Genomic DNA, 22224 nt, shown 5'->3' with positions numbered 1-22224 from the left:
CTTCTCACCGGGTGACCCGGCTCTCACACCCGGCTCAGCCACCGGGGCGGCCTGGGCTCCCGGAGGTCACGGACGGCGGCCGTCCTCGGGGCCCTCAGCGCGCCCGGAGTCGATGTCGCCGGCGATCTCCTTGCGGATGGCGTCCATGTCCAGGGCGCGGACCTGGCCGATCAGGTCCTCCAGGGCGGGCGCGGGCAGGGCGCCCGGCTGGGCGAAGACCACGATGCCGTCGCGGATCGCCATCACGGTCGGGATCGAGCTGATGTCGAACCCCTCCGCGAGGCCGCGCTCGACGTCGGTGTCAATCTTGCCGAAGGTGATGTCCTCGTGTTTCTGGGATGCCTTCTCGAAGATCGGCCCGAAGGTCCGGCAGGGCCCGCACCAGGCGGCCCAGAAGTCAAGGAGGACGATCCCCTCGTCGGCGATCTCGTTGAAGTTGGTCTCGGTCACCGCGATGGTCGCCACAGATGCTTCCTCGTCTCGTCTCTCGTCGTGTTGATCGGCATAACCACCTACCCCCTCCGCTCATTCCTCACGCCCCGCCGCTACGGGTATGCCCGGCGGTCTTAGGGGTGCGGACGGGGCCACAATCGCCGACAGGGTGCGTGTGGCCATAAGGATCACCAGGGGCTCGGCCTCGACGACACAGACGCGTACCTCGGCCCGGGCGTCCTGACGTGCCCGGGTGGTCAGACCTCGGCGAGACGACGACCGTGGGGTCGGAAAGAAGCTCACGACGTCGATGAGTTCCGCTACGGGCATCGGGAGACCTCCCGACCCGGGAGTGTCCAGGACGCTATGGCCGCCCGTTCCCCGTCAGCACGTTGGCCGATTTGTTGCCGGTCACCGATGAGCACCATATCGATCCGTCCGAGCGCGGCGCCCCGTCACCGACGTGGGCGCTTCCCGACCCCCCTCGGCACCGTCGTAGTGGTGTGCGAGGCAGTGGTCGCAGACGCAGCCCGAGTGGGCCGACCTGGAGGGTGCCTCCGGATCAGCAGCGCCGCTTACTCGCTCGTACTGCTCATGTCATACTCTGCTGGCGACTCAATGTCATAGCGCGGATACCGATGCTCCTCGGCAACGTCGACGCGGCACAACCGCGCCGGATGAACGGCGCGGATCAGGCCAGGAGGTTGCGCGCGTTGTCTCGGATGTAGTCGACGAGCACCGTGGTCGGAGTACCGGGACCGAACACCTCGTGCACCCCGTAGGTCTTCAGGGTGTCGGCGTCCTCCGGCGGAATCGTCCCGCCCACGACGAAGAGGACGTCGGCCCGATCGTTGTCCCGTAGCAGTTCGCCGAGTTCCTTCGCGTATTCCAGGTGCGCCCCGGACAGACTCGACAACCCGAGTACGTCCGCGTCTTCCTGGACGACCGCGCGCAGGATCGATTCCGGGGTCTGGTAGATCCCCGTGTAGACGACCTCCATCCCGGCATCGCGAAGCGCGCGAGCCACGATCTTGGCTCCGCGATCGTGTCCGTCGAGTCCGGGCTTGGCGACCACGACCTTGGTCGGCTTGGTCTTTTCCGGCAATGCCTGCATATCTGATTCTCCCTTTGCGCCTAGAAGACCGTTGACGGTTGATGCTGTCCCCACACGCCCCGCAGCACGTCCGAGATCTCGCCGATCCTTACGCCACGACTCGACCGCGTCGTCCCAGTCGAATTCAGTGCTCATCGGGCTCGTAGCTCCCAATTCTTCGCAGCACTGTCCAGGATTCGGCCGACAGCGTCGTGCATGTTGCCGCCGTCGGTCACCGCCACCGCCTCCGCGCATGCGGCGACCCATCCCTCGGCGACCAGGGCGGCGTCAGAGGCCCACTTCCGGCTGCGCAGGGTGCCGATGGCGTCGCTCTCGACGAGGTCGAGCCACCGCTTCTCGAGCGCGGCGCAAACCTCGGCCACTCCCTTGCCGTCGGTGGCGACGGTTTGCAGCACCTCCATGCCGCGTCTGGCCGCCAGGCGCAGGTGCCGCGCGCTCTCCGCGGCGCCGGGGCGATCGGCCATGTTGACGACGAACATGTCGGCGACCTCCATCAGGCCCGCCTTGATCGTCTGAACGGCGTCGCCGAGCCCGGGCACGGTCACGAGCAGGACGGTGTCGGCGATCTCGACGATCGCGATCTCGGTCTGGCCGGCCCCGACCGTCTCGATCAACACGACGTCGAACAGCTCGGACAGTTCGAGCAGCCGGGCGATGTTCCTGGTCGCGGCGGCCACTGCGCCGTGTGACCCCCGGCTGGCCAGGCTGCGGACGAAGACCTCGGGCCGACCGGCCAGGTGGGTCTCCATTCGAAGCCGGTCGCCCAGCACCGCGCCACCAGTGGCGGCGCTGGAGGGGTCGATCGCCAGCACGGCGACGCGCGATCCCGCATTCGCGTAGGCGTCGATCAAGCGTCCGGTCAGGGTGCTCTTCCCCGCGCCGGGCGGCCCGGTGATGCCGACGATGTGCGTACGCGAGCTGGACTGCGGGAGCTCCACGTCCCAGGCCGGCGCATTCTCGATGAGGGTCACCGCGCGGGCGAAGGGACCCCAGTACCCCGCCCGGGCCTTGGTGACGGCGTGGCGCAGCCGGTCAGGCGTGAACAAGTTCCAGCTCCCCGTTTTCGATCATCCGTTTGACGGTCACCTTGTCCACCTTCCCGATTCCCGCGATCGGCAGGTGCGGTACCAGCGCCGCGCCCGACGGCCGTTTGAAGCTCACGAGATTCCCGCGGCAGAACTGCAGGAGCTCGTCGGCCCGCAATCCACAGCCAGGCTTGGCGACCGCGACCACCACGGGCGTCTCGCCCCACCGGTCGCTCGGCACCCCCACGACGACCACCTCCTGCACGTCCTGGTGGGCCGCCGCGACCGCCTCGATCTCGGCCGGTACGACGTTCATGCCGCCGCTGATGATGACGTCCTTGAGACGGCCGGTGAGGAAGACGAGTCCGTCGTCGCTGATACGGCCCAGATCGCCGGTTCGAAGGGCACCGTCGTCGGTGAGGCTCGCCGTGGTCGTCTCCCGATCGTTGAAGTACTCCTTCATCCGGGCCGGCGTCACCGCGACGAGTTCCCCGGCGTCACTCGCCGGAGTCGCGCCGTCGCGGACCTGCAGCCCGGTCGTGGGAAACGGCCGGCCGACCGTCGTCGGCTCGGCCTTCAGCAGCCAATGCGGTGCGGCCGCCAGCGGAAGCGCCTCGGTCATCCCGTAGAACTGGTGCATCTGCAGGTCCGGCAATTCCGCCCACCAGCGGCGCAGGAGATCGGTGGGCATCACTTCCGATGCGAACAGCACCCACTTGAGCTTCGACAGCTTCTCGAGCGGAGCGAATTCGATCAGTCGCCTCAGGACGGTCGGGACGGCATCGAAGGTGGTCGCCCTGGTGCACGCGTCGGCGACCCGCTCGACGTCGAATCCGGGCAGGATTTCGAGCGCTCCGCCCGTGCACAGCGTCGGCAGGACCTGCTCGGGGATGCAGGCATACAGCGGCAGGAACACCACCCCGCGCTCCCCGGGACCGAACGGGAAGGCCGAGGCGACCTGCATGCTCCCGTGCAGCATGGACTCATGTGTGTGGACCACGCCCTTCGGCTGTCCCGTCGAGCCACTGGTCAGCATGATCGAACAGCCGGCACTCGGCCCGATGCTGGGCAGCCGGCCCTGCGCGGCCCCCGGCGCCGTCCGTAGATCACGCACGTCGTACGAGCCGTCGAGCGCCTCTCGGATCTCGGGCTTGACGCGGCCGACGAAGATCGTCTTGGCTCCGACGAACTCCATTTGCGGGCCGATCGCCGTCGGGCCGAGCAGGGCGTTAATCGGGACGGCGACGCCACCGGCCCGCAGAATCGCCAAGTAGGTGGAGACGTAGGCGGATTCGTTCTCGCCGACGATCGCCACGCGGTCACCGGGCTGAAGGCCGCCGGCGAGCAGATCCCGCGCCAGGTCGGCCGAACGTGACCACAGTTCCCGGTACGTCCACGTCTCGCCGTCGAATACGAGCGCCGGCTCGTTGGGGCGTGCCCGGACGACCGCTCCGATCCACGAGACGACCGTGTTGGTTCTGCTTCCCATCGCTAGGACGCCTGAGCCGGCCGGCTTCGCCCGACGACGATCGTCGCGGTCGCGGTCGCGGCCAGCACCGGGCCGTCCTGCTCGAGCCGACAACCGTTCTCGTCCACGCTCAGCACCCGGTAGACGCGAGCCTCCACCTTTCGGCTGCTGTTCCCCCGGGAGGTGACCCGAGCGACCCCTTCGACGTAGTCGCCCACCCGAAGCGGCGCGAGGAACTCGACCGAGTCGTAGGCGGCGCACAGCCCTTCGTCGCCGCCCTCCAGCAACGCGAGCTCCGTCTCGAGATCGGCGAAGATCTCCATCACCTTCGAGCCAGGCACCAACCCGCCGGCGTAACGAGCATCACTCGGCGCTAGGCGGAGGCGAATCCGGGCTTCATCCTGGCTGGGCGCAGACACGTCGTTCTCCCGTCGATGGCTGATCAGCGTCAGCAACTTTGCCCTAGTAGAATAGGTCAAAGATCTTACGGGTACAAGAGGCCGTGAGGTTGACATGGGAAGGTATGCAGAGCGGACACAGGGGTGGGGCAGAAGCCGGCCCGGCACCGATAGCATGTCGCGTGTGGTACTACATCTGCGCGGAATCTTCCTGCCCGACGAGACGCAGCGCGACGCCTGGATCGTCGAGGGCCGCCTGAGCTTCACGCCGCCGGCTCGCTGCTCCGACGTCGACACGATCGCCTCGTCGGGCTGGGTCATCCCCGGATTCGTCGACGCGCATTGCCATATCGGCATCGCCTCGACCGGGCACGTCCACGACCCGCGGGCCCAGGCGCGACAGGCGCTGCTCGACCGCGATGCGGGAGCCCTGCTGCTTCGCGAGGCCGGTTCGCCGGTGGACACGAGCTCGGTACGGCAACGCGACGATCTGCCACGCCTCATCCGGGCCGGCCGGCACATCGCCCGTACTCGCCGCTACATCCGTGATCAGGGTGTCGAGGTCGACCCCGACGCGTTGGCCGACGAGGTCGAGCGGCAGGCCGCGGCCGGCGACGGGTGGGTGAAGATCGTCGCGGACTGGATCGACCGGGCCAGTGGCGATCTCGCACCGGCCTTTCCCGAGGACGCACTCGAACGCGCGGTCGCGCGAGCCCATGCCCTGAACGTGCGCGTGGCCGTGCACGCCTTCGGGGAGGATGCAGTGGCCGCGGCCATCGCGGTCGGCGTCGACTCGATCGAGCACGGTACGGGACTCACCGGGCAGATGCTCGGAGATGCCGTGTCGAAGGGCATCGCCCTGGTGCCCACCCTGATCAACGTCGACAACTTCCACAAGTTCGCCGCGGCCGGCGAGCACAAGTTCCCGATCTACGCGCGGCACATGCGGGCTCTCTACGCGTCCTCGCGCGAGCGGGTTCGCGACGCCTACGAGGCCGGCGTGCCGATCTACACCGGCACCGACGCCGGATCCGACGTCCCGCACGGCACCATTCGCGGCGAGATACAGGCGCTGGTGGGCGCCGGGCTGCCGCTGCCGGAGGTCATCGCGCAGGCCTCATGGCGCGCCCGGCGATGGCTCGGCTGGCCCGGCCTGGACGAGGGCGCTCCCGCCGACCTGGTCGTCTTCGACGAGGATCCCCGCGTCGCGCTCGACACGATCTACTCCCCTCGGCGAACGGTGCTGCGCGGCGTGGTGGTCGGCTGAACCAGGCGACGTTCAGCCACCGCCCGGGAGGGACTCGAGCAGCTTGCGCGTGTACTCGTGCTGCGGATTGTCGAGTACTGCGTCGGTGGGCCCGGATTCGACCACGCGGCCGCGATACATGACGTACACGAACTCCGACACGTGCCGCACGATCGACAGGTCGTGGGAGATGAACAGGTAGCTGATCTCCTGTTCGGCGCGAAGCGTCGTGAGCAGGTTCAGGATCTGCGCTTGCACCGACATGTCGAGCGCGGACGTCGGCTCGTCGCAGATGAGCACCTTCGGGCGGACCGCGAGGGCCCGCGCGATGGCGACCCGCTGACGTTCACCACCCGACAGTGCCCTGGGCAGGCGCCGGGCGTAGGTCGCCGGCAGGCCGACCATTTCCAGCAGCTCACCGACCCGCTGTTTCGGGTTGGTCACACCCTTGTCGTGCGTGGTGATCGCCTCGCGCAAAGTCCAACCCACGGAGCGCATCGGGTTCAGGCTCGAGTAGGGATCCTGGAAGACGGTCTGCACGTTCGAGCGCAGTTCCCGGCGTTCCTCGTCGCGCACCTTCGCCCACTGGCGCGTCGTCGTATCCCCGATGACGATCTCGCCTTCGGTCGGCGTCTCCAGCCCGACCAGCACCCGGGCCAGCGTCGTCTTGCCCGACCCGGATTCCCCGACGATGCCGACGCTCTCGTTCACTCCGACCTGAATAGAGACGTCGTCGAGTGCCCTGACAGCGCGGGATCCGACCTGGAACGACTTGCCGACGTTGCGGACCTCCAAGATCGGCGAAGGCCGGTCGGTGCTCGGCGCGGCCGCGACCTGCTCGGCGAAGGTTTGCAGGCCGCGCATCTCCTCCCTGATCTCGGGCAGCCGGATGCAGGCGGAAAGCCGATCGGGTGTCACCTCGACCAGCGGTGGCGCGCCCTCGCGGCACGCCGGCCCGGCCCATCGGCACCGAGGCTCGAACGTGCACACCCCCTGGACCTCATCAGCGGTCGGCACGGCCCCCGGCATGGCGACGAGCTTGTGCACCCGCCGGCCGACGGGCGGCTCCGAGAGCAAGAGGCCCTGCGTGTACGGATGTAGCGGCTCGGCCTGCATGCGCTGCGAGTCGCCCACCTCGACCAACGAGCCGGCGTACAGCACGTAGATCCGGCTGCACGTCTCGAACGCGACCCGAAGATCGTGCGTTATCAGGATCAGGCCCATGCCGCGGGCCCGTTGGATTTGCTTGATCAGCTCGAGGACCTCGCGCTGCGTCGCGACATCCAACGCCGTGGACGGCTCGTCGGCGATGAGCACCTGCGGGTCGCGGCACAGCGCGGCGGCGATGGCGACCCGTTGCCGCATGCCCCCGGACAGTTGGAACGGGTAGCGGTCGATCACCGACTCGTCGGTGATGCCCACCTCGGCAAGACGACGGATCGCCTCCTCGCGGGCACTCCGGCCGCCGTGGATGTACTCGGGCAGCAGCGATTCCTCGAGGATGCGGCCGCACGGCATGACAGGGTTCAGCATCGTGAACGGGTCCTGGAGGATCATCCCGATCTCCAGGCCGCGGATCGTCTGCCACTTGCGCTCGTTCGCCGTCAGCAGGTTCTCGCCCTTGTACGAGAATTGCCCCGTTGCCGTCACCCCGGCCGGCAGCAATCCGATCAAGGACTTGGCCGTCATCGACTTGCCACTTCCCGACTCGCCGACGATGCCGATCGACTCGCCGCGCCGCACCGACAGCGACACCGACGACACGATCGTGCTCTCGCCGCCGCGCGACCGCTTGGCCACGATGCGCAGGTTCCGCAGGTCGGCTATCGGAGTGTCCACGCCCTGCGGCACGACCTCGGCCACGCCCGTCATCGGCTCGCTCCTCGGCTCGACAGCCGGTCGTAGCCCCAGTCGCCGATGATGTTCACCGCGGCCGCGACCAGCACGATCGCCGCGCCCGGCGCCAGCGACGCGACCGGATTCAAGAACAACGAGTTCTGCCCGTCGGACAGCATCTGACCCCAATCCGGCGAGCCGGGGGTTGCCCCGACGCCTAGAAACGACAGGCTCGCCAACCCGACCAGCGCGCCGGAATAGGCCAAGCAGGTATTCGCGACCACCACCGCCGAGATGTTCGGCCAGATGTGCAGGAAAATGATTCGACGGTTCGAGACGCCGAGCGTCCGCGCCGCCTCCACGTAGGGGCGCGGCACCTGCTCGAGGGTCGCGCCCCGCACGACCCGCGCGTCGAAAGGCATCAAGAGCAGCGTCAAGAGGCCGACCGCGACCCAGTAGCCACCTCCGATCGTGCCGGCCACGACGATGATGATCAGCAGTCCCGGCACGGCCATCAGCAGATCCGCGAGGCGCATGATGAAGGCGTCGATGATGCCACCGCGATAACCGGCCAGGAGTCCGAGAATGTTGCCGATGAGCATCGCGCCGCCCGCGACGATCAGCGGACCGAGGAACACCGCTTGGCTGCCGACGATCATCCTCGAGAACACGTCGCGTCCGAGCTCGTCGGTCCCGAGCCAGTGCGCGCCGCTCGGCTGCGCCAGCACGAGGCTCAGGTCCTGGGCGGATGGATCCTGCGGCGCGATCAGCTCCCCGAACACCGCCGTGACCGCGACCATCGCCATGATCAGGAAGGAGATCGTGACCGATCCGCGCACGCGGCGTAGCCCGTGCACCAGCCCGCGGCGAACGGTCCGGGCCGGGGTTTGCCTCTCCGCGAGGTCGAGCTCGATTGATGTCATGCTTCGTGTCTCCCGAGGCGGATACGTGGGTCGATGACGAGGTAGGTGATATCCGCCAGCAGGTTCATCACGATGATGACGGCGGCAACGACCAGTGCGACACCCTGGATCATCGGCACGTCCTTCGACTCGACGGACTGGATCAGCAGGGATCCGACACCGTTGAGTGAGAACGTCTGCTCGACGATGACCGCGCCGATGATGAGGCTCGCGAGCAGGGTGCCGCTGATCGTGACGACCGGCATCAACGCATTCCGCAGTGCGTACTTGACCATGACGCGGCGCGCCGCCAGACCGCGCGCCCACGCGAAGGTGACGTAGTCCTGGTCGAGAACGCCGATCATCGCGGCGCGGGTGTGCCGCACCAGGAAGGCCACCACGGACAACGCCAAGGCGATCGCCGGCAGGGTCAGGTGCCACAGCCCGTCGACGAAGCCTTCGCCTGATCCGGAGGCTGGGAAGATCGGTACGACGACCGCGAACAGGTAGAGGGCGTAGACGCCGGACACGAAAGCCGGCGTACTCAGCGCGATGATCGACCCGGCCACGGTCACACGGTCGAGGGCGCCACCTCGGCGCATCGCGGAGACCACGCCCGGAATGACCCCGAACGCGAACGCCAGGATGTACGCGTACACACCGAGGTACAGCGATGTGGGGAGCCGAGACGCGATCTGGTCGCTGACCGGCAGCGTCGCCTGGATCGAGTCGCCGAAGTCCAGGTGCGCGGCGCCCTTCACCCAGTACCAGTACTGGGTGAAGAACGGCTCGTTCAGGTGGTACTTCGCGGTCAGGGCCGCCACGGCCTGGGGTGTCCGCATGTTCGGGCCGAGCAGCACGTCCACCGGGCTGCCCGGCGTCAGGTAGGTCAGCGAGAAGATCACGAACGAGAGCAGAATGAGCAGTAGCACCATCGCGGCCAACCGCCGCGCGATGTACATCAGCAGGCTTGATCTGGTCATGTGCGTGCCGCCGGTCCCGTCATCGCGTCCTCCTGGTGACTGGTGATCGCGGCATCGGTCCGCAACCGAAAGCCGTGATCCACTACGTTGGCTGGGTCGTCCTCACCGGCTCGATGGCTAACGCGGCTTGATGTTCAGCGGCCAGCACGTGTGCGCCCAGAAGTCCCCGAAGTTCACCCACTCGAAGTTGTTGGATGCGTAGCTGGTTCCCTCGAGGAACAAGGGGATGTAGGGCAGATCCGTGGCGAGCTTGTCCAGGATCTGGGTGTAGATCTGCAGGCGCTTCGCCGGGTCCGTGGTGGCCAGACCGTCCGCGATGAGCGTGTCGACCTCCGCCGGGTGGTAGTTCGCCAAGTTGAGCCCGCCGTTCCCGAGGAAAATGTTGTCCCAGGACGGGTCCGGCGCGCAGCCGCCCGTCGAGATGAACAGCGGGGGGCGCTTGTCGGCCGGCCCGCGCAGAACCGCGTAGTACGCCGTGAGCGGCATCGGCTTGATCTCGAGGTTGATGCCGATCGTCTTCAACTGAGCGGCGATCGCCTGGTTGATCTTCAGAGTTGCCTGATCGTTGCTGGACGCCATCGTGGCGGAGAAGCCGTTCGGCCGGCTGGACTGCGCGATCTCCTGCTTCGCCTTGTCCATGTCGTGCGGGTACGTCGGAAGCGTCTTCAAAGCAGCGTCCGCCGCGCCGGCGTCGCCGAGGTTCTGCAGCAGCGACGGGGCGAGCACGGTGTCCAGCGTGTCGATGTTGGCACCGCCGGTCACCTTGAGCAGCTCCTGCTTGTCGAGCGCGTACGCGACCGCGCGCCTGACGTGAACGTCACTCCATGGCGCGGTCTGGGTCGGCATGCTGAACAGCGACGAACCACACGTCGTTCTCGTCACCACCTGCACGCCCGATGCCGACTTGAACGAGTCCGGCTCCCCGACGGTGGGCGCAAGATCGACTTCGCCGGCCCGCATCGCGAGCGCGAGGCTGGTTTCGCTTTGATAGAACTTGACGGTGATGTGCTTGATCGGCGGCTCACCACCCCAGTACGTCGGGTTGGCCGCGTACTCGGCCCCCTTCGTCGGGTCGAGGCTGTTGACCTTCCATGGCCCGGTGCCCATCACCAGCGTGCCGGGCTTGCCGAAGGTGTCCTGGTGCGCCTCGGTGAACGCCTTCTGGTAGATTTGCGCATAGGCCAGTCCCGGCGTGTTCTTCCAGGCCGCATTGGGATGCTTCAAGGTGACGACGACCGTGTGCGGATCGCGGGCCTGGATCTTGCTCACGCTTCCGTAGAATCCGGCTTTCCCCAACGCCGTTCCGGCGTTACGCGTCAGCGAGAAAACCACGTCGTCGGCCGTGAGTTCGTTGCCGTCCCAGAACTTGACGCCTTGGCGCAGGGTGTAGACGTACTCGGTCGGGCTGTTCTGTGTCCACGAGGTCGCCAGCCACGGCTGCAACTTGCCGTCGGGCGTGACCCGCAGGAGCGTTTCCAGGCTGAGCTGGCCCATGATGAAGTAGCCGGAACCGCCTGCGCCGCCGGTCGGGTCGAGCGAGGTGAACGGCCCCGAGTACCCGATCGTCAGCTTCTGGACGGGAGAGGTCGCGGCCGCCTTTCCCGGAGCGATGGAGACGACGGCCTCGCCGCTGGACTTGGATCCATCGTTTCGCGGACTCGGGTTACTCGGGTTACTCGCGCAGCCGGCCGCGACCATACAAACGGTTGCCACGCCTGCGCTGATCGCAAGCGTCCACCGCGCGCGAGGCCGGCCGACCCGCAGGCCGACGATGCCAGACATCAGAACCTCCGGTTCGGGTGAATATCTCATGCAGGACCTACAAGATCTCTCTGGACACGAGTGCTTGCTCGGCAAAGCCATGGCCACATCGCCGGCCAATCGGCCGACCAGGTCCTACGGGACCGATCCGCGTCGTCCGCATCGAGGCGCGCGACCGAGGAAGGGCCGGGCGCCGCGTCATAGATGGGCCTTAACCTGAACTCTCATCGGCGCACCTGCCGAGCGAGGATGCCATCGGGACGTACCTCCGATGTGTCGAGGCTGCCTCTGGACCGATGGCCTAGGGCACGCTGTACGCACCTGACGCACGAGCTAGGCTCATCATGTGGCGGTAGTTTGTCGCAGGCCATAATGACTGTCAAGGCCTAAGTGCCTAGGTCAGTAGTTGATTGTCGGGCCTGGTTCGCCGCCTCGGCCGAACCGCCGCCGTGGCCGCACATCCACCACGACGGCAGCAACCACGGGGGAAAGATCTGAGCTAGGCCATCTTGCCCTTGGGTTTCTCGGTAACTAGAGTCGTGGCCCATCGCACTATGACAATTACTGCGAGCAGACGGCATCTCTATAGGCGGAATCCATGTCGGTACTGCATGACGAGGCGACGGTCGTCGACCTGCACAACGATCTGATACTGCTGGTCGACCACTTCGACCATCGCGGTCGACCGGACTATTTCGCGGACTTCTGGCTGCCCGAACTGCGCACCGGCGGGGTGGACGTCCAGGTGCTCCCGATCTGCATCGAGGAGCAGTTCCAATCCGAGGGCGCGCTGCGCCGGACGCTGCTCCTCGTCGAGCGCATCCACGCGCTGGCGCAACAGCACCCCCAGGTCGCCGTCTGCCTCACCGGCGCAGAGGTCGCACAGGCGACGGCCGCCGGGCGGATCGCGCTGATCATCGCCCTCGAGGGTGCGCACGGGATCGGCCAGGACCCGGAACTGATCGGCACGATGCAGCGGGTGGGCGTGCGGATAGCGTCGTTGGCCCACCTGGGGCGGACCCACCTCGCCGACGGAAGCGGCCTCGACGACTCGTCCCGCGGCGGACTCACGCCCCAGGGGATAGAGGTCCTGACCGAGATGGAGCGCGCGGGAATCGTCTTCGACCTGAGCCACCTGGGCGTTGCCGGAGTCGACGACGTTCTCTCCCGGGCCACCCGGCCGCTGCTCGCGACCCACTCGGCCTGCCGGGCGGTCACCGACATCCATCGCAACCTGGCCGACCAGCAGATCAAGGCGATCGCCGACCTCGGCGGGGTGATCGGAGTGGCGGCGGCCATTCCCCCGTTCATCGACCCGGACCAACCTACGGCGGCCCGCGTGGTCGACCACATCGAGCACCTCGCGTCGATCGCAACGATCGACGCCGTCGCGCTCGGTCCTGACTTCGTCGACGACTACTACAACGAGGTCTTCGGCGGCTGGATGGTCATCCCCGGGGTCGATCAGCCGTCGCTCGACAGCGACATCCGCCGGCCCTCGGACCTGCCGAAGATCACTCACGAGCTGGCCGCACGCGGTTTCTCGGACGCCGACATCAGGAAGGTGCTCGGCGAGAACGCGCTGCGGGTGCTCGACCAGGTCATGGGGATCCCCGGCCGTTGAGGCCGTTCATCGAAATGGGAGGTCACTGCTATGCCCACCGAACCGACCGCGCCCGCTACCGGTAACGGCGACGGCTGGACGTACACGCTCGTGCCGCTGCCCGACGGGCGCACCTGCGAGGTGCTCCTACACGGCAGGCATGACCGCACGCTCGTCCACCAGCCCGGTACACCCAGCGGGGCGGCACCCGACCCACTGCTGGCCGAGGTGAGCGACTCCCTGGGTCTGCGGGTCGTCATCCCGCTGCGGCCGGGCTACGGACGGAGCACGCCGAACCCGGGCCGGCGCATGGCCGACGTGCCCGGCGACATCGAGGCGGTGCTCGCCCATCTGGGCGTAAGCGAGTTCGTCAGCGCCGGCTACTCCGGAGGCGGGCCGCACTCGCTGGCGACGGCCGCGCTCGCCTCGGCGTGCCGGGCGGCGGCGGTCGTCGTCAGCCCCGCGCCCCGGGACGCGGCCGGTCTCGACTACTACGCCGGTATGGCCGCGTCGAACTTCGAGGAGTGGGCGCTCGCCGATCAGGGTGAGCCGGCCGTCCGGCCGTGGCTGGAGAAGCAGGCCGCCGAGCTGCGCGAACGGCCGATCGACACGTACGTGGAGCTGTTCGGTGACGCGCTGCCCGCGCCCGACCGGGCCGTGGTCGATCGCGACGGGGCCACGCGGATCGGCGTCGGGCTCCGCAAGGCGCTGGAGAACGGGATCGAGGGCTGGCTGGAGGACGACATCGCCCTGACGACGCCGTGGGGCTTCGACCTGACCACCGTCACCACTCCCGTGACGTTCTGGTCTGGGCGGCAGGACGCGTTCATCTCCTACGCGCACACGCTCTGGATGGCTCAACAGGTGAGCGGCTCGGACCTGCATCTGCTGTCGGCCCACGGCCACCTGAGCCTGATGCGGGCGCTGCTGCCCGACCTGCTGGGCGACCTCGTGACCAAGGCCGGCTGGAGCTAGAAGGCCTCGCCTTGACCGAGCTGATCATCCACAACGCCTGCGCTGCCCGGGCCGCCCGGGCAGCGCAGGCGGCGTTCAGCTGAGCGTCGCGGCGGCCATGAACTCGGCGATCGCCGCCGTGAACGCCTTACGGCTCTCCTGCCAGGCGTAGAACATGTGCCCTCCACCGAAGTGGCGCACGGTCAACCGTTCGGCGACGCTCGGGTCGAGACGCATCAGGTTCCGGATGCGGTCCGTCGCGTAGTACGGCGTCATCAGGTCGTAGCGGCCGTGCGTGATGAATGCCTTCATGTGCGGGTTCATCGCCATGCCGTACCGGAAGTCGTCGACCGCGCCCTGCGTCTGCTGGACGTAGTGGATGGCTTCGTCGTTCTTCCACGCCAGGGTCACCTCGGTGCTGAGCAGCAAGTACTCGCGGTCGGTCTCGACACCGAGCTCGGAGCGCAATCGGCGGTTGATCGCGGTCGTGTAGACGGCGTTCGTCCCGGTGAGCGTCGGGTCGGCGCCATTGAAAAGGTCACGGTCGGCGAACGGGTCCGTTGCCGTGATCGTCGCATCGTACATGCCGATCACCTTCTGCTCGTCGCGGAGCAGCTCCCGGGCGAACTGACTGACCCGGACCCGGCCCTCGGCCCGAGCGACGAGTTCCCGGTCCAGTCCGGTCAGATCGGCGAAGCGGGTGAGTACGCGATCGCGCTCTTCGGCCGGCATCGACGCTCCGCGCGTGAGAAACGTGGCGTATTCGCCCGTCGCGAACGACTCCGCCTCCCGCTGGACGTCCTCGGCCGGCGCGCCGCGGTCGAACGCGCGCGACCGACCGTGATGCACGGCGGCCAGGGCCATGGTCGGCAGGATGTCGATCCACGGCACCACCTCGTAGTCGCCCCAGCCGAACACGGTGGACAGGTGCGCGGGCTCGAGCGCGGGCGAGATGAGGATCGCCCCGTTCAGCGCGACGCCCGCCTTCTCCTGCAGCATCCGTGTCAAGCGGCCCACCCGGTAACCGCCGTAACTCTCACCGGCGATGAAGACGGCCGAACCCCAGCGGCCGTTGTCCGACAGCCAGCGACCGATGAACTCGCACATCGACTCCAGGTCGCGGATGATGCTGAAGTACTCGTTCGGATCGGCGTCCGCACCGTTGCCGTTCTTCTTCGCGTCGTCGCTCTCGATGAGACGGCTGAACCCGGTACCCACCGGATCGATGAAGACGAGGTCAGTGAACGCCAGCCAGGACTCCTCGTTGTGCACGAGCCGCGGCGGCAACGGCGGAAACGTACCGTCGGCAGGAAACTCGACGCGCTGCGGACCGACCGCACCGATATGCAGGTAGGCCGAGGCCGCCCCCGGGCCGCCGTTGAAGACGAAGGTCACCGGCCGGTCGGGGCCGGGCGAGCCGTCGACGTAGGAGATCGAGAAGATCTCCGCCATCGGCTGCTCCTTCTTGCGGAGTACGAACCACTTCGCCGTTGCCGTGTAGTCGATGCCGTTCCACGTCCCGGTCGTCGAGGCACCCCGCGGCGGCTCGTGGTCGACCTTCGCCTGCTGCTCGTCGTCACTCACGCGTCATGCTCCTTTGCTCGGCCTGGCCCAACCGCGTGGACGGCACGCCGCACGGGCCGTCCGGCACGGGCGATGGGTCAGTGGCCAGCGTCCAGACGAGCCTGGAATGCGGCGAGCCGCACCTGGAGCGGCAACAGAATTGCGGCTCTCAGTGGTGCAATAATGATACACCGTAATAGGTCAAAAGAATGGGCGTCAAGGGCACCTCGGCGACGATGACCGTGCTATTGTGCCCTAGTAGCCTAGGCCAACCGGAGGCGGCGAGTGCAACGGGTCGGAGTTATCGGAGGCGGCCTGATGGGGGCCGGCATCGCCGAGGTCAGCGCCCGGGCGGGCCACGACGTGATCGTGGCGGAAGCGGGAAGCGCCTCGGCCCGGGCCGCGCTCGGCCGGTTGGAGAAGTCGCTTGCCCGCGCCGAGGCGAAGGGCAAGCTCGCGTCGGCCGCCGTGGTGCTCGATCGGATACGGGTCACCACCGACCTCGATGCCGTGGCCGACCGCGACGTCGTGATCGAGGCGATCGTCGAGGACGAGACGGCCAAGGCCGAGTTGTTCAAGCGGCTCGACACCGTCGTGACGTCGCCGGACGCGATCCTCGCCTCCAACACGTCCTCGATCCCGATCATGAAGCTCGGCGTCGTCACCTCACGGCCGCAGCAGGTGATCGGCATCCACTTCTTCAATCCCGTCCCGGTGCTGCAGCTCGTCGAGCTGGTGCCGTCCCTGCTCACGTCGCCGGATACGACCGAGCGCGCCCGCGCCTGGGTGGAGGGGCCGGTCGGGGACGGCGGCCTGGGCAAGCGGACCATCGACTGCCAGGACCGCGCGGGGTTCGTGGTGAACGCATTGCTGATTCCGTTCATCCTCTCCGCGATCCGGATGTACGAGTCCGGCTTCGCCTCCGCCGAGGACATCGACCGCGGCCTGGTGCTGGGAGCGGCGCACCCGCAGGGCCCGCTCTCACTGGGGGATCTGATCGGTCTCGACACGACCAAGGCCATCGCCGAGTCGCTCTACGAGGAGTTCAAGGAGCCGCTCTACGCTCCGCCGCCATTGCTGCAGCGGATGGTCGACGCCGGATTGCTGGGTCGCAAAACGCGACGCGGTTTCTACACCTACGAGTGACGCGCCTGGTGATCGGCCAAGCAAGGGCCGTGTCACAGCCGGTGCCTGTTGAAGGGAGCACAACGTGGCCGGAACGGTAAGGTGTCGCGACCTCGGGATCAAGATTGGCATCTTTCCTCCCGGGTCGCACAACGCGATCACCGATGTCCCGGGCGTCCGCGTCGGACATTGCACGATCGTCGAGGGCGAAGGACCGTTGGCCGTTGGGCGAGGTCCGGTGCGGACGGGCGTGACGATCGTGGAGCCGCGCCCGACGGTATGGCGATCACCGGTCTACGCCGGTTCGCATCGACTGAACGGCAACGGCGAGATGACCGGACTCGCCTGGGTCCGCGAGAACGGTCAGTTGACCACTCCGATCGGGCTCACCAACACCCATTCCGTGGGCACTGTGCGAGACGCGATCGTCGCGGAGATCCACCGTGAGCGAGGCGACGATGAGCTGTACTTCTGTCTTCCCGTGGTCGCCGAGACCTATGACGGCATTCTCAGTGACATCAACGGTCAGCACGTCCGCGCCGAGCACGTCGAGGCCGCCTTCCGCGCGCTCGACGATGGGCCGGTCGCCGAGGGCGGCGTGGGTAGTGGTACCGGCATGATCTGCCACGAGTTCAAGGGTGGCATCGGTACCTCGTCGCGCCTGGTCCCCACAGGAAAATCCGCAAGCCCCGCGTACACCGTTGGCGTGCTCGTCCAGGCGAATCACGGTCAGCGCCGACGCCTGCGCGTCAACGGCGTCCCGGTCGGCGAGCAGATATCGAACGACATCGTGTCGTCGCCGTACGAGGACCTTCGGCGGGTGATGGCCGGCAGTGGCTCGATCATCGTCCTGATCGCCACCGACGCGCCGCTGCTGCCGCATCAGTGTCAGCGGCTGGCGCAGCGCGGTGCTCTGGCGATCGGCCGGACCGGAGGGATGGGTGAGCACAGCAGTGGTGACCTGTTGCTCGCCTTCTCCACGGGCAACGACGCACTGCCGGCGGTCGGCCTGGAGGAGGCCTCCCTGGATGACATCGAGGTGCGCGCGGCCAGCGACGTGATGATCGAGCTGCTCTTCGAGGCAGTGATCGAGGCGACCGAGGAAGCCATCGTCAACGCGATGGTCTCCGCTACCACGACGGTCGGCCGAGACGGCATCACCGCGCACGCGCTGCCCCACGATCTGCTCCGCGCGGCATTGGCCGGCTCGTGACCCGACCGCAGGGCTCCCCCGAACCGACCCGGCAGCATGAAGGTAGGCGAATGAATTGGTCAACCTGACGCGCATCTACACCCGCACCGGTGACGGTGGGCGGACGCGGCTCGGCGACATGAGTTACACGAGCAAGACCGACCCGCGTCTCGTCGCGTACGCCGACGTCGACGAGGCCAACGCGCAGATCGGCCTGGCCGTCGCGCTGGGTGAGCTCGACGGCGAGATCCTCGAGGTGCTGACCGTCGTGCAGAACGACCTGTTCGATGTCGGAGCCGATCTGTGCGCGCCGATGGTCGAGGACCACGAGTCTCCGCGGCTGCGTGTCGAGCAGGGCTACGTCGATCGGCTCGAGACCTGGTGCGACCGGTACAACGCGGACCTGCCCGCGCTGCGGTCCTTCATCCTCAACGGCGGCACTCCGGGAGCCGCGCTGCTGCACGTTGCCCGGACCGTCGTGCGCCGGGCCGAGCGATCGGGTTGGGCCGCCTACGACCGGCACGGTGAGACGATGAACGTCCTCGCGATCACTTACCTCAATCGCCTGTCGGACCTGCTGTTCATCCTCGCCCGGTACACGAACCGGGCCGCCGGCGACGTGCTGTGGGTTCCCGGGAGTCACCGATGACGACGCACGAGCTGACGCCCGAGGACTTGGCCTCCATCCGGCGGGTCACGCACCCTCAGACCGCCGAGGACGGGACCGCGCACGCGTGCGTCGTGCACGATGCCGCCCCGACGCGCGGTGAGCCGCCGCGATCGGACATCTGGTACTCGCGCCGGGACGAGCCTCTGCGCGCGGTGACATCGGGTCCGGGCGAGGACACGCTGCCGCGCATCTCTCCCTCGGGACGGTGGCTGGCGTTCGCCTCGGACCGGGAGCGGGCCGGGCTCTGGCGGCTCTACGTGCTCCGCCTCGACGACGGGGCCGGTACGCCGCCGCGGTTGATCGACGAACTGCCCGGAATCGTCGAGGACATCGTGTGGGCGAGCGATGACTCGGGCCTGCTGGTCCTGGCCGCCGACGAGGGTTCCGATACCGGCAACGTCGGCGGTGGCAAGCGGTTCGTGCGGCCCGGCGAGGAGGACGCCGCGTTCGTCGTCCGGCGCCCGGCCACCGAGTGGCGGCGCCTGTACCGGGTCGTCCTGCCGTCGGGCGAGGTGTCGCCGGCGAGCCCGGACGGCCTGACGGTGTGGGAGATCGGCTGGGCCGGGCACGGCCCGGTCGCCGCGGTGGTGTCGGCCGACCCGAGCGAGAGCGGTTGGTACGACGCCCAGTTGGCGCTGATCGACGTTGTCGCGCGGACCGCGCGGTGCGTGTACACGCCCAAGTGGCAGCTGCAGTCACCGGCGCTGAGCGAGGACCTGCGACGTCTCGCCTTCGTCGAGGCGCCGCAAAGCGATCGGGCGCTGCTGGCCGGCGAGATCGCGATCATGGACCTGGACAGTGGAGCCGTCGTCCGGCCGCGGCACGAGGCGGACGTCACTCGCGTGCGCTGGACGAGCGACGGCCGCCTGTTCTGGGTCGGGGTCGCGTCGGTCGAGACGGCATGCGGCTTCCTGGTTCCCCACCCCGAGCCGGGTGGTCCTGCTTGGCAGGTGGACGAGTGGTGGCGCGGCCGTCGCACGCTCGGGCAGTTGCACCGGGTCAGCGCCGACTGCAGCCGGCGCGCCGACACGATCGTCGCCGCCGTGCAGTCGCACGATCGACCGGTCGAGCTGGGCATCCTCTCGCCGTCGGACGACGGCCGCCGCCGGTGGCGGGCGCTGACGAGCCTCAACGCCGACCTGGCCGGCCGCGCGCGGGCCCGCGAGACCGTACACCGCTGGACGGCCCCGGACGGCCTGGAGATTCACGGGTTGCTGCTGCTGCCCGACGAGGCCGGTGAGGGGCCACTGCCGCTCGTCGTCGTCGTTCACGGCGGGCCGACCAATGCCAGCACGTCGGTGTTCGCATCCGGTGGCCACCGCGGGGACGCGCTGCTGCTCACCCAGGCCGGGTGCGCCGTGCTCCTGCCGAATCCGCGTGGTTCCATCGGCCGCGGTGTCGAGTTCATGTCGGCGAACATCGGCGACATGGGTGGCGGCGACCTCGCCGACATCGAGTCCGGGGTGCGGTCCCTGGTGGCCGAGGGCCTGGTGGATCCCGGTCGTGTCGGGATCGTCGGCTTTTCCTACGGCGGCTTCATGGCGGCCTGGGCGGCGGTGCGCAGCGACGTGTTCGCCGCGTCGATCCCCATAGGCGGACTGATGAACTGGCTGAGCTTCCACAACACGTCGAACGTGGGCCGGTTCGACGAGATCTATCTCGACGGCGATCCGTACGATCCGGCCGGTCCTTACCTCCCTCGCTCGCCGATCATGTACGTGAACGGCTGCCGGACCCCGACGCTGCTCCTGCACGGTGACATCGACCTGGCCTGCCCCGTGGGCCAAGCCCAGGAGTTCTACCAGGGCCTGGCCCGGGCGGGATGCGAGACCGAGTTCGTGACCTACCGCGGCGCCGGGCACGGAATGACCGAGCGCGAGCACGTCATCGACGTCATCAATCGGATCCTGGCCTGGTTCACGCGACACCTGGGTCTGAGGCGGCCAGAGTTGGCAGACTATTGAGACAGACAATGCCCTAGGGCATTGACGCAATATTGGCTCTATTTCCGCGCTGCCAAGAGCCGGGTCACTGGCGGGCCGGCTCCTGGTACGGACTCGGCCACGTATGACCGGCCGGGGACCGAGACGCGCGTCGTCGTTCGAGGGAGGCACATGCAACGCGAGACCGCTCCGATACCGGCAATCGACTTGTTCACACCGGGACTGTCGTTCACCTGGATACGGCGCGACGGTGACGCTCTGCTCTGGATCGAGGTCCGGCCGTCCGAAGGAAGATCGGTCCTCGTCCGGTGGGAGCCGGGCCGCGAACCGCTCGACCTGACGCCCTCGGGACGCTCCTGCAGCAACATCGTCGGCTACGGAGGCATCCCGTACTGCGTCGCGCCACACGGCGAAATCCTCGCGTGCGACAGCGAGGACCAACGCGTCCACAGCCTCCGGCGCGGGATCCCGCTGACGCCGCCGTCGTCGAACAAGGCGACGCGCTGGGGCGATTTCGTGGCCGGCGCCGATCACCTCTTCGCGGTTCGCGAGGAGCACCACGACGACGGCCGAATCACCAACGAGATCGTGCGCGTCGCATTGGAGCCGCCGCACGACTGCGTGGTTCTGGTCAGCGATCACGACTTCGTCGGGGCACCCCGTCTGTCGCCCGACGGCTCGCGCTTGGCCTGGATCGCCTGGGACCACCCACAGATGCCGTGGGACGGCACCGAGCTGTGGCTGGCCGACGTCGGCCACGAGGGGTTGCGCAACGCGACGCGGGTCGCCGGCTCAGCGGACGAGTCCGTTGTGGAACCGACCTGGACCCCGGACGGCGAGCTGCTCTTTCTCAGTGACCGCAGCGGTTCGTGGAACCTCTATGCGGCCGGGGCACCCGAGCCCATCGTGGCCATGGATGCGGAGATGGGCGAACCGCTGTGGTTCCTCGGCCTGCGCAACCTCGACGTCTTCGACGACGGGCGCATCGTCTGCAAGTGGACGGTCGACGGCGTCGAGCACCTCGGCGTGCGCCACGCCGACGGGCGCATCGACGAGGTCCTGACCCCGTACACGCAATTCCGATCGCCCACCGTGGTCGGCGACCAGATCGCAGTCGTCGCCGCCGGACCACGCCATGCCCAGGCCGTCGTCGTACTGGACCCGGCCATCGGCGGCACGGGTGTGGTGTTGCGCGACTGCGGAGCCGTCGTGCCCGAGACGATCTCGGTGGCCGAACCGATCTCGTTTCCGACGACCGGTGGCGCCGTGGCCCACGGGTTCTGGCTCGCACCTACTGCGCCCACCGACGGGTTGCCGGCCCTCATCGTGAACTGTCATGGCGGTCCCACGTCGCATGTCGTGCCGACGTTGGACCTGCGGCAGCAGTACTGGACCAGTCGCGGCTACGGCTATCTGGAGCTCAACTTCCGGGGCAGCAGCGGCCGTGGACGGCCCTACCGGGACGCGCTCAAGGGGCAATGGGGTGTCGTGGACGTCGACGACGCCGTGGCGGGCGCCAAGTACCTCGTGGACAAGGGCCTGGTCGACGGCGACAAGCTCATCGTCCGCGGGCTCAGTGGCGGTGGCTGGTTGACCTTGTGCGCGATGGCCTTCCGCGACGTGTTCGCGGCGGGCGGCAGCATGAACGGCGTCGCCGACGCCGTCAACTTCTCGGAGGAAACGCACAAGTTCGAGTCCCACTACCTCGAGTCGCTCATCGGCCCGCTGCCGGAGGCGAGCGAGCGGTACGCCGAACGCTCGCCGATCACCGCCGCGGCGCAGATCACCGCGCCACTCATCCTGCTGCAGGGCGAGGTCGACGACGTCGTCCCGAAGAGGCAGGCCGACGCCATCGCGGCCGTGCTGCGCGAGCGCGGCGTCGAGCACGAGTACCACGTCTACGAGGGCGAAGGACACGTGTTCGCCAAGGCGGAGAACCTCGCCCATGCCCTCGACGCCGAATGCGCTTTCTACGCGCGGGTCGTGGCCCCGCGGACTCACTGATTGGA

The 22224-nt window shown here is 68.1% G+C and carries 18 protein-coding genes; 8 read left to right on the top strand and 10 right to left on the bottom strand.

Annotation, left to right across the window (positions count from 1 at the left end):
* Positions 1 to 66 precede the first annotated feature (66 nt).
* The 5 genes from AB0H21_RS11210 to AB0H21_RS11190 form a co-directional block, all read right to left on the bottom strand.
* Positions 67 to 465, bottom strand: a complete 399-nt coding sequence (locus tag AB0H21_RS11210) for a thioredoxin domain-containing protein (protein WP_358514585.1) — start codon at positions 463 to 465, stop codon at positions 67 to 69.
* Between the two features lie 658 nt (positions 466 to 1123).
* The gene (locus tag AB0H21_RS11205) at positions 1124 to 1681 is read right to left on the bottom strand and encodes a cobalamin B12-binding domain-containing protein (protein WP_358514583.1); all 558 of its coding nucleotides are present in this window, start codon (positions 1679 to 1681) and stop codon (positions 1124 to 1126) included.
* Positions 1678 to 2592 (bottom strand): GTP-binding protein, encoded by a 915-nt coding sequence (locus AB0H21_RS11200; RefSeq protein WP_358514581.1) that lies wholly within the window; start codon positions 2590 to 2592, stop codon positions 1678 to 1680. Before AB0H21_RS11200 ends, AB0H21_RS11205 begins: the two co-directional genes overlap by 4 nt.
* Positions 2579 to 4060 carry a class I adenylate-forming enzyme family protein gene (locus AB0H21_RS11195; protein ID WP_358514579.1) on the bottom strand — a complete coding sequence of 494 codons (1482 nt, stop codon included), beginning with the start codon at positions 4058 to 4060 and terminating at the stop codon, positions 2579 to 2581. Before AB0H21_RS11195 ends, AB0H21_RS11200 begins: the two co-directional genes overlap by 14 nt.
* Before the next feature lie 2 nt (positions 4061 to 4062).
* Positions 4063 to 4494: a hotdog fold domain-containing protein gene (locus AB0H21_RS11190; protein ID WP_358514577.1), complete on the bottom strand. Its 432-nt coding sequence runs from the start codon at positions 4492 to 4494 to the stop codon at positions 4063 to 4065.
* Positions 4495 to 4621: 127 nt separating this feature from the next.
* Here AB0H21_RS11190 and AB0H21_RS11185 point away from each other — a divergent pair, with 127 nt between their 5' ends.
* Positions 4622 to 5704 carry an amidohydrolase family protein gene (locus AB0H21_RS11185; RefSeq protein WP_358514575.1) on the top strand — a complete coding sequence of 361 codons (1083 nt, stop codon included), beginning with the start codon at positions 4622 to 4624 and terminating at the stop codon, positions 5702 to 5704.
* Positions 5705 to 5716: 12 nt separating this feature from the next.
* On the opposite strand, the gene AB0H21_RS11180 is transcribed toward AB0H21_RS11185, so the two are convergent.
* From AB0H21_RS11180 to AB0H21_RS11165, 4 genes are all read right to left on the bottom strand, one after another.
* Positions 5717 to 7555 (bottom strand): ABC transporter ATP-binding protein, encoded by a 1839-nt coding sequence (locus tag AB0H21_RS11180; protein ID WP_358514573.1) that lies wholly within the window; start codon positions 7553 to 7555, stop codon positions 5717 to 5719.
* A complete protein-coding gene (locus AB0H21_RS11175; protein ID WP_358514571.1) occupies positions 7552 to 8442 on the bottom strand; it encodes an ABC transporter permease in 891 nt (296 codons plus the stop codon). The genes AB0H21_RS11180 and AB0H21_RS11175 overlap by 4 nt, the downstream gene beginning before the upstream one ends.
* A complete protein-coding gene (locus AB0H21_RS11170) occupies positions 8439 to 9404 on the bottom strand; it encodes an ABC transporter permease (RefSeq protein WP_358514570.1) in 966 nt (321 codons plus the stop codon). Before AB0H21_RS11170 ends, AB0H21_RS11175 begins: the two co-directional genes overlap by 4 nt.
* Before the next feature lie 117 nt (positions 9405 to 9521).
* Positions 9522 to 11186, bottom strand: a complete 1665-nt coding sequence (locus tag AB0H21_RS11165; protein WP_358514568.1) for an ABC transporter substrate-binding protein — start codon at positions 11184 to 11186, stop codon at positions 9522 to 9524.
* A 577-nt stretch (positions 11187 to 11763) separates the two neighbouring features.
* Here AB0H21_RS11165 and AB0H21_RS11160 point away from each other — a divergent pair.
* Both AB0H21_RS11160 and AB0H21_RS11155 read left to right on the top strand, forming a co-directional pair.
* Positions 11764 to 12789: a membrane dipeptidase gene (locus AB0H21_RS11160; RefSeq protein WP_358514566.1), complete on the top strand. Its 1026-nt coding sequence runs from the start codon at positions 11764 to 11766 to the stop codon at positions 12787 to 12789.
* Positions 12790 to 12819: 30 nt separating this feature from the next.
* Positions 12820 to 13743 carry an alpha/beta hydrolase gene (locus AB0H21_RS11155; RefSeq protein WP_358514564.1) on the top strand — a complete coding sequence of 308 codons (924 nt, stop codon included), beginning with the start codon at positions 12820 to 12822 and terminating at the stop codon, positions 13741 to 13743.
* A gap of 75 nt (positions 13744 to 13818) precedes the next feature.
* Here AB0H21_RS11155 and AB0H21_RS11150 read toward each other — a convergent pair whose 3' ends face one another.
* Positions 13819 to 15117 carry a hypothetical protein gene (locus AB0H21_RS11150; protein ID WP_358514562.1) on the bottom strand — a complete coding sequence of 433 codons (1299 nt, stop codon included), beginning with the start codon at positions 15115 to 15117 and terminating at the stop codon, positions 13819 to 13821.
* A gap of 453 nt (positions 15118 to 15570) precedes the next feature.
* On the opposite strand from AB0H21_RS11150, the gene AB0H21_RS11145 reads away from it, so the two are divergent.
* The 5 genes from AB0H21_RS11145 (at position 15571) to AB0H21_RS11125 (ending at position 22219) form a co-directional block, all read left to right on the top strand.
* Positions 15571 to 16431, top strand: a complete 861-nt coding sequence (locus AB0H21_RS11145) for a 3-hydroxybutyryl-CoA dehydrogenase (protein WP_358514560.1) — start codon at positions 15571 to 15573, stop codon at positions 16429 to 16431.
* A 64-nt stretch (positions 16432 to 16495) separates the two neighbouring features.
* The gene (locus AB0H21_RS11140; RefSeq protein ID WP_358514558.1) at positions 16496 to 17623 is read left to right on the top strand and encodes a P1 family peptidase; all 1128 of its coding nucleotides are present in this window, start codon (positions 16496 to 16498) and stop codon (positions 17621 to 17623) included.
* Between the two features lie 55 nt (positions 17624 to 17678).
* Complete coding sequence (locus tag AB0H21_RS11135; protein ID WP_358514556.1) at positions 17679 to 18251, top strand: cob(I)yrinic acid a,c-diamide adenosyltransferase; 573 nt, start codon at positions 17679 to 17681, stop codon at positions 18249 to 18251.
* Positions 18248 to 20236 (top strand): S9 family peptidase, encoded by a 1989-nt coding sequence (locus AB0H21_RS11130; RefSeq protein ID WP_358514554.1) that lies wholly within the window; start codon positions 18248 to 18250, stop codon positions 20234 to 20236. Before AB0H21_RS11135 ends, AB0H21_RS11130 begins: the two co-directional genes overlap by 4 nt.
* Positions 20237 to 20386: 150 nt before the next feature.
* The gene (locus AB0H21_RS11125) at positions 20387 to 22219 is read left to right on the top strand and encodes a prolyl oligopeptidase family serine peptidase (RefSeq protein ID WP_358514552.1); all 1833 of its coding nucleotides are present in this window, start codon (positions 20387 to 20389) and stop codon (positions 22217 to 22219) included.
* Positions 22220 to 22224: the final 5 nt, after the last annotated feature.

The organism is Sphaerisporangium sp. NPDC051011, assembly GCF_040653595.1.
Lineage (GTDB): Bacteria > Actinomycetota > Actinomycetes > Streptosporangiales > Streptosporangiaceae > Sphaerisporangium.
This window is presented reverse-complemented; position numbering and strand designations above follow the sequence as displayed.

Excerpts from the sequence above, each read along its gene's own strand:
- AB0H21_RS11165 (WP_358514568.1), bottom strand. The coding sequence starts at position 11,186 with ATGTCTGGCATCGTCGGCCTGCGGGTCGGCCGGCCTCGCGCGCGGTGG.
- AB0H21_RS11160 (WP_358514566.1), top strand. The coding sequence starts at position 11,764 with ATGTCGGTACTGCATGACGAGGCGACGGTCGTCGACCTGCACAACGAT.
- AB0H21_RS11205 (WP_358514583.1), bottom strand. The coding sequence starts at position 1,681 with ATGAGCACTGAATTCGACTGGGACGACGCGGTCGAGTCGTGGCGTAAG.
- AB0H21_RS11155 (WP_358514564.1), top strand. The coding sequence starts at position 12,820 with ATGCCCACCGAACCGACCGCGCCCGCTACCGGTAACGGCGACGGCTGG.
- AB0H21_RS11130 (WP_358514554.1), top strand. The coding sequence starts at position 18,248 with ATGACGACGCACGAGCTGACGCCCGAGGACTTGGCCTCCATCCGGCGG.
- AB0H21_RS11125 (WP_358514552.1), top strand. The coding sequence starts at position 20,387 with ATGCAACGCGAGACCGCTCCGATACCGGCAATCGACTTGTTCACACCG.
- AB0H21_RS11195 (WP_358514579.1), bottom strand. The coding sequence starts at position 4,060 with ATGGGAAGCAGAACCAACACGGTCGTCTCGTGGATCGGAGCGGTCGTC.
- AB0H21_RS11170 (WP_358514570.1), bottom strand. The coding sequence starts at position 9,404 with ATGACCAGATCAAGCCTGCTGATGTACATCGCGCGGCGGTTGGCCGCG.
- AB0H21_RS11180 (WP_358514573.1), bottom strand. The coding sequence starts at position 7,555 with ATGACGGGCGTGGCCGAGGTCGTGCCGCAGGGCGTGGACACTCCGATA.
- AB0H21_RS11175 (WP_358514571.1), bottom strand. The coding sequence starts at position 8,442 with ATGACATCAATCGAGCTCGACCTCGCGGAGAGGCAAACCCCGGCCCGG.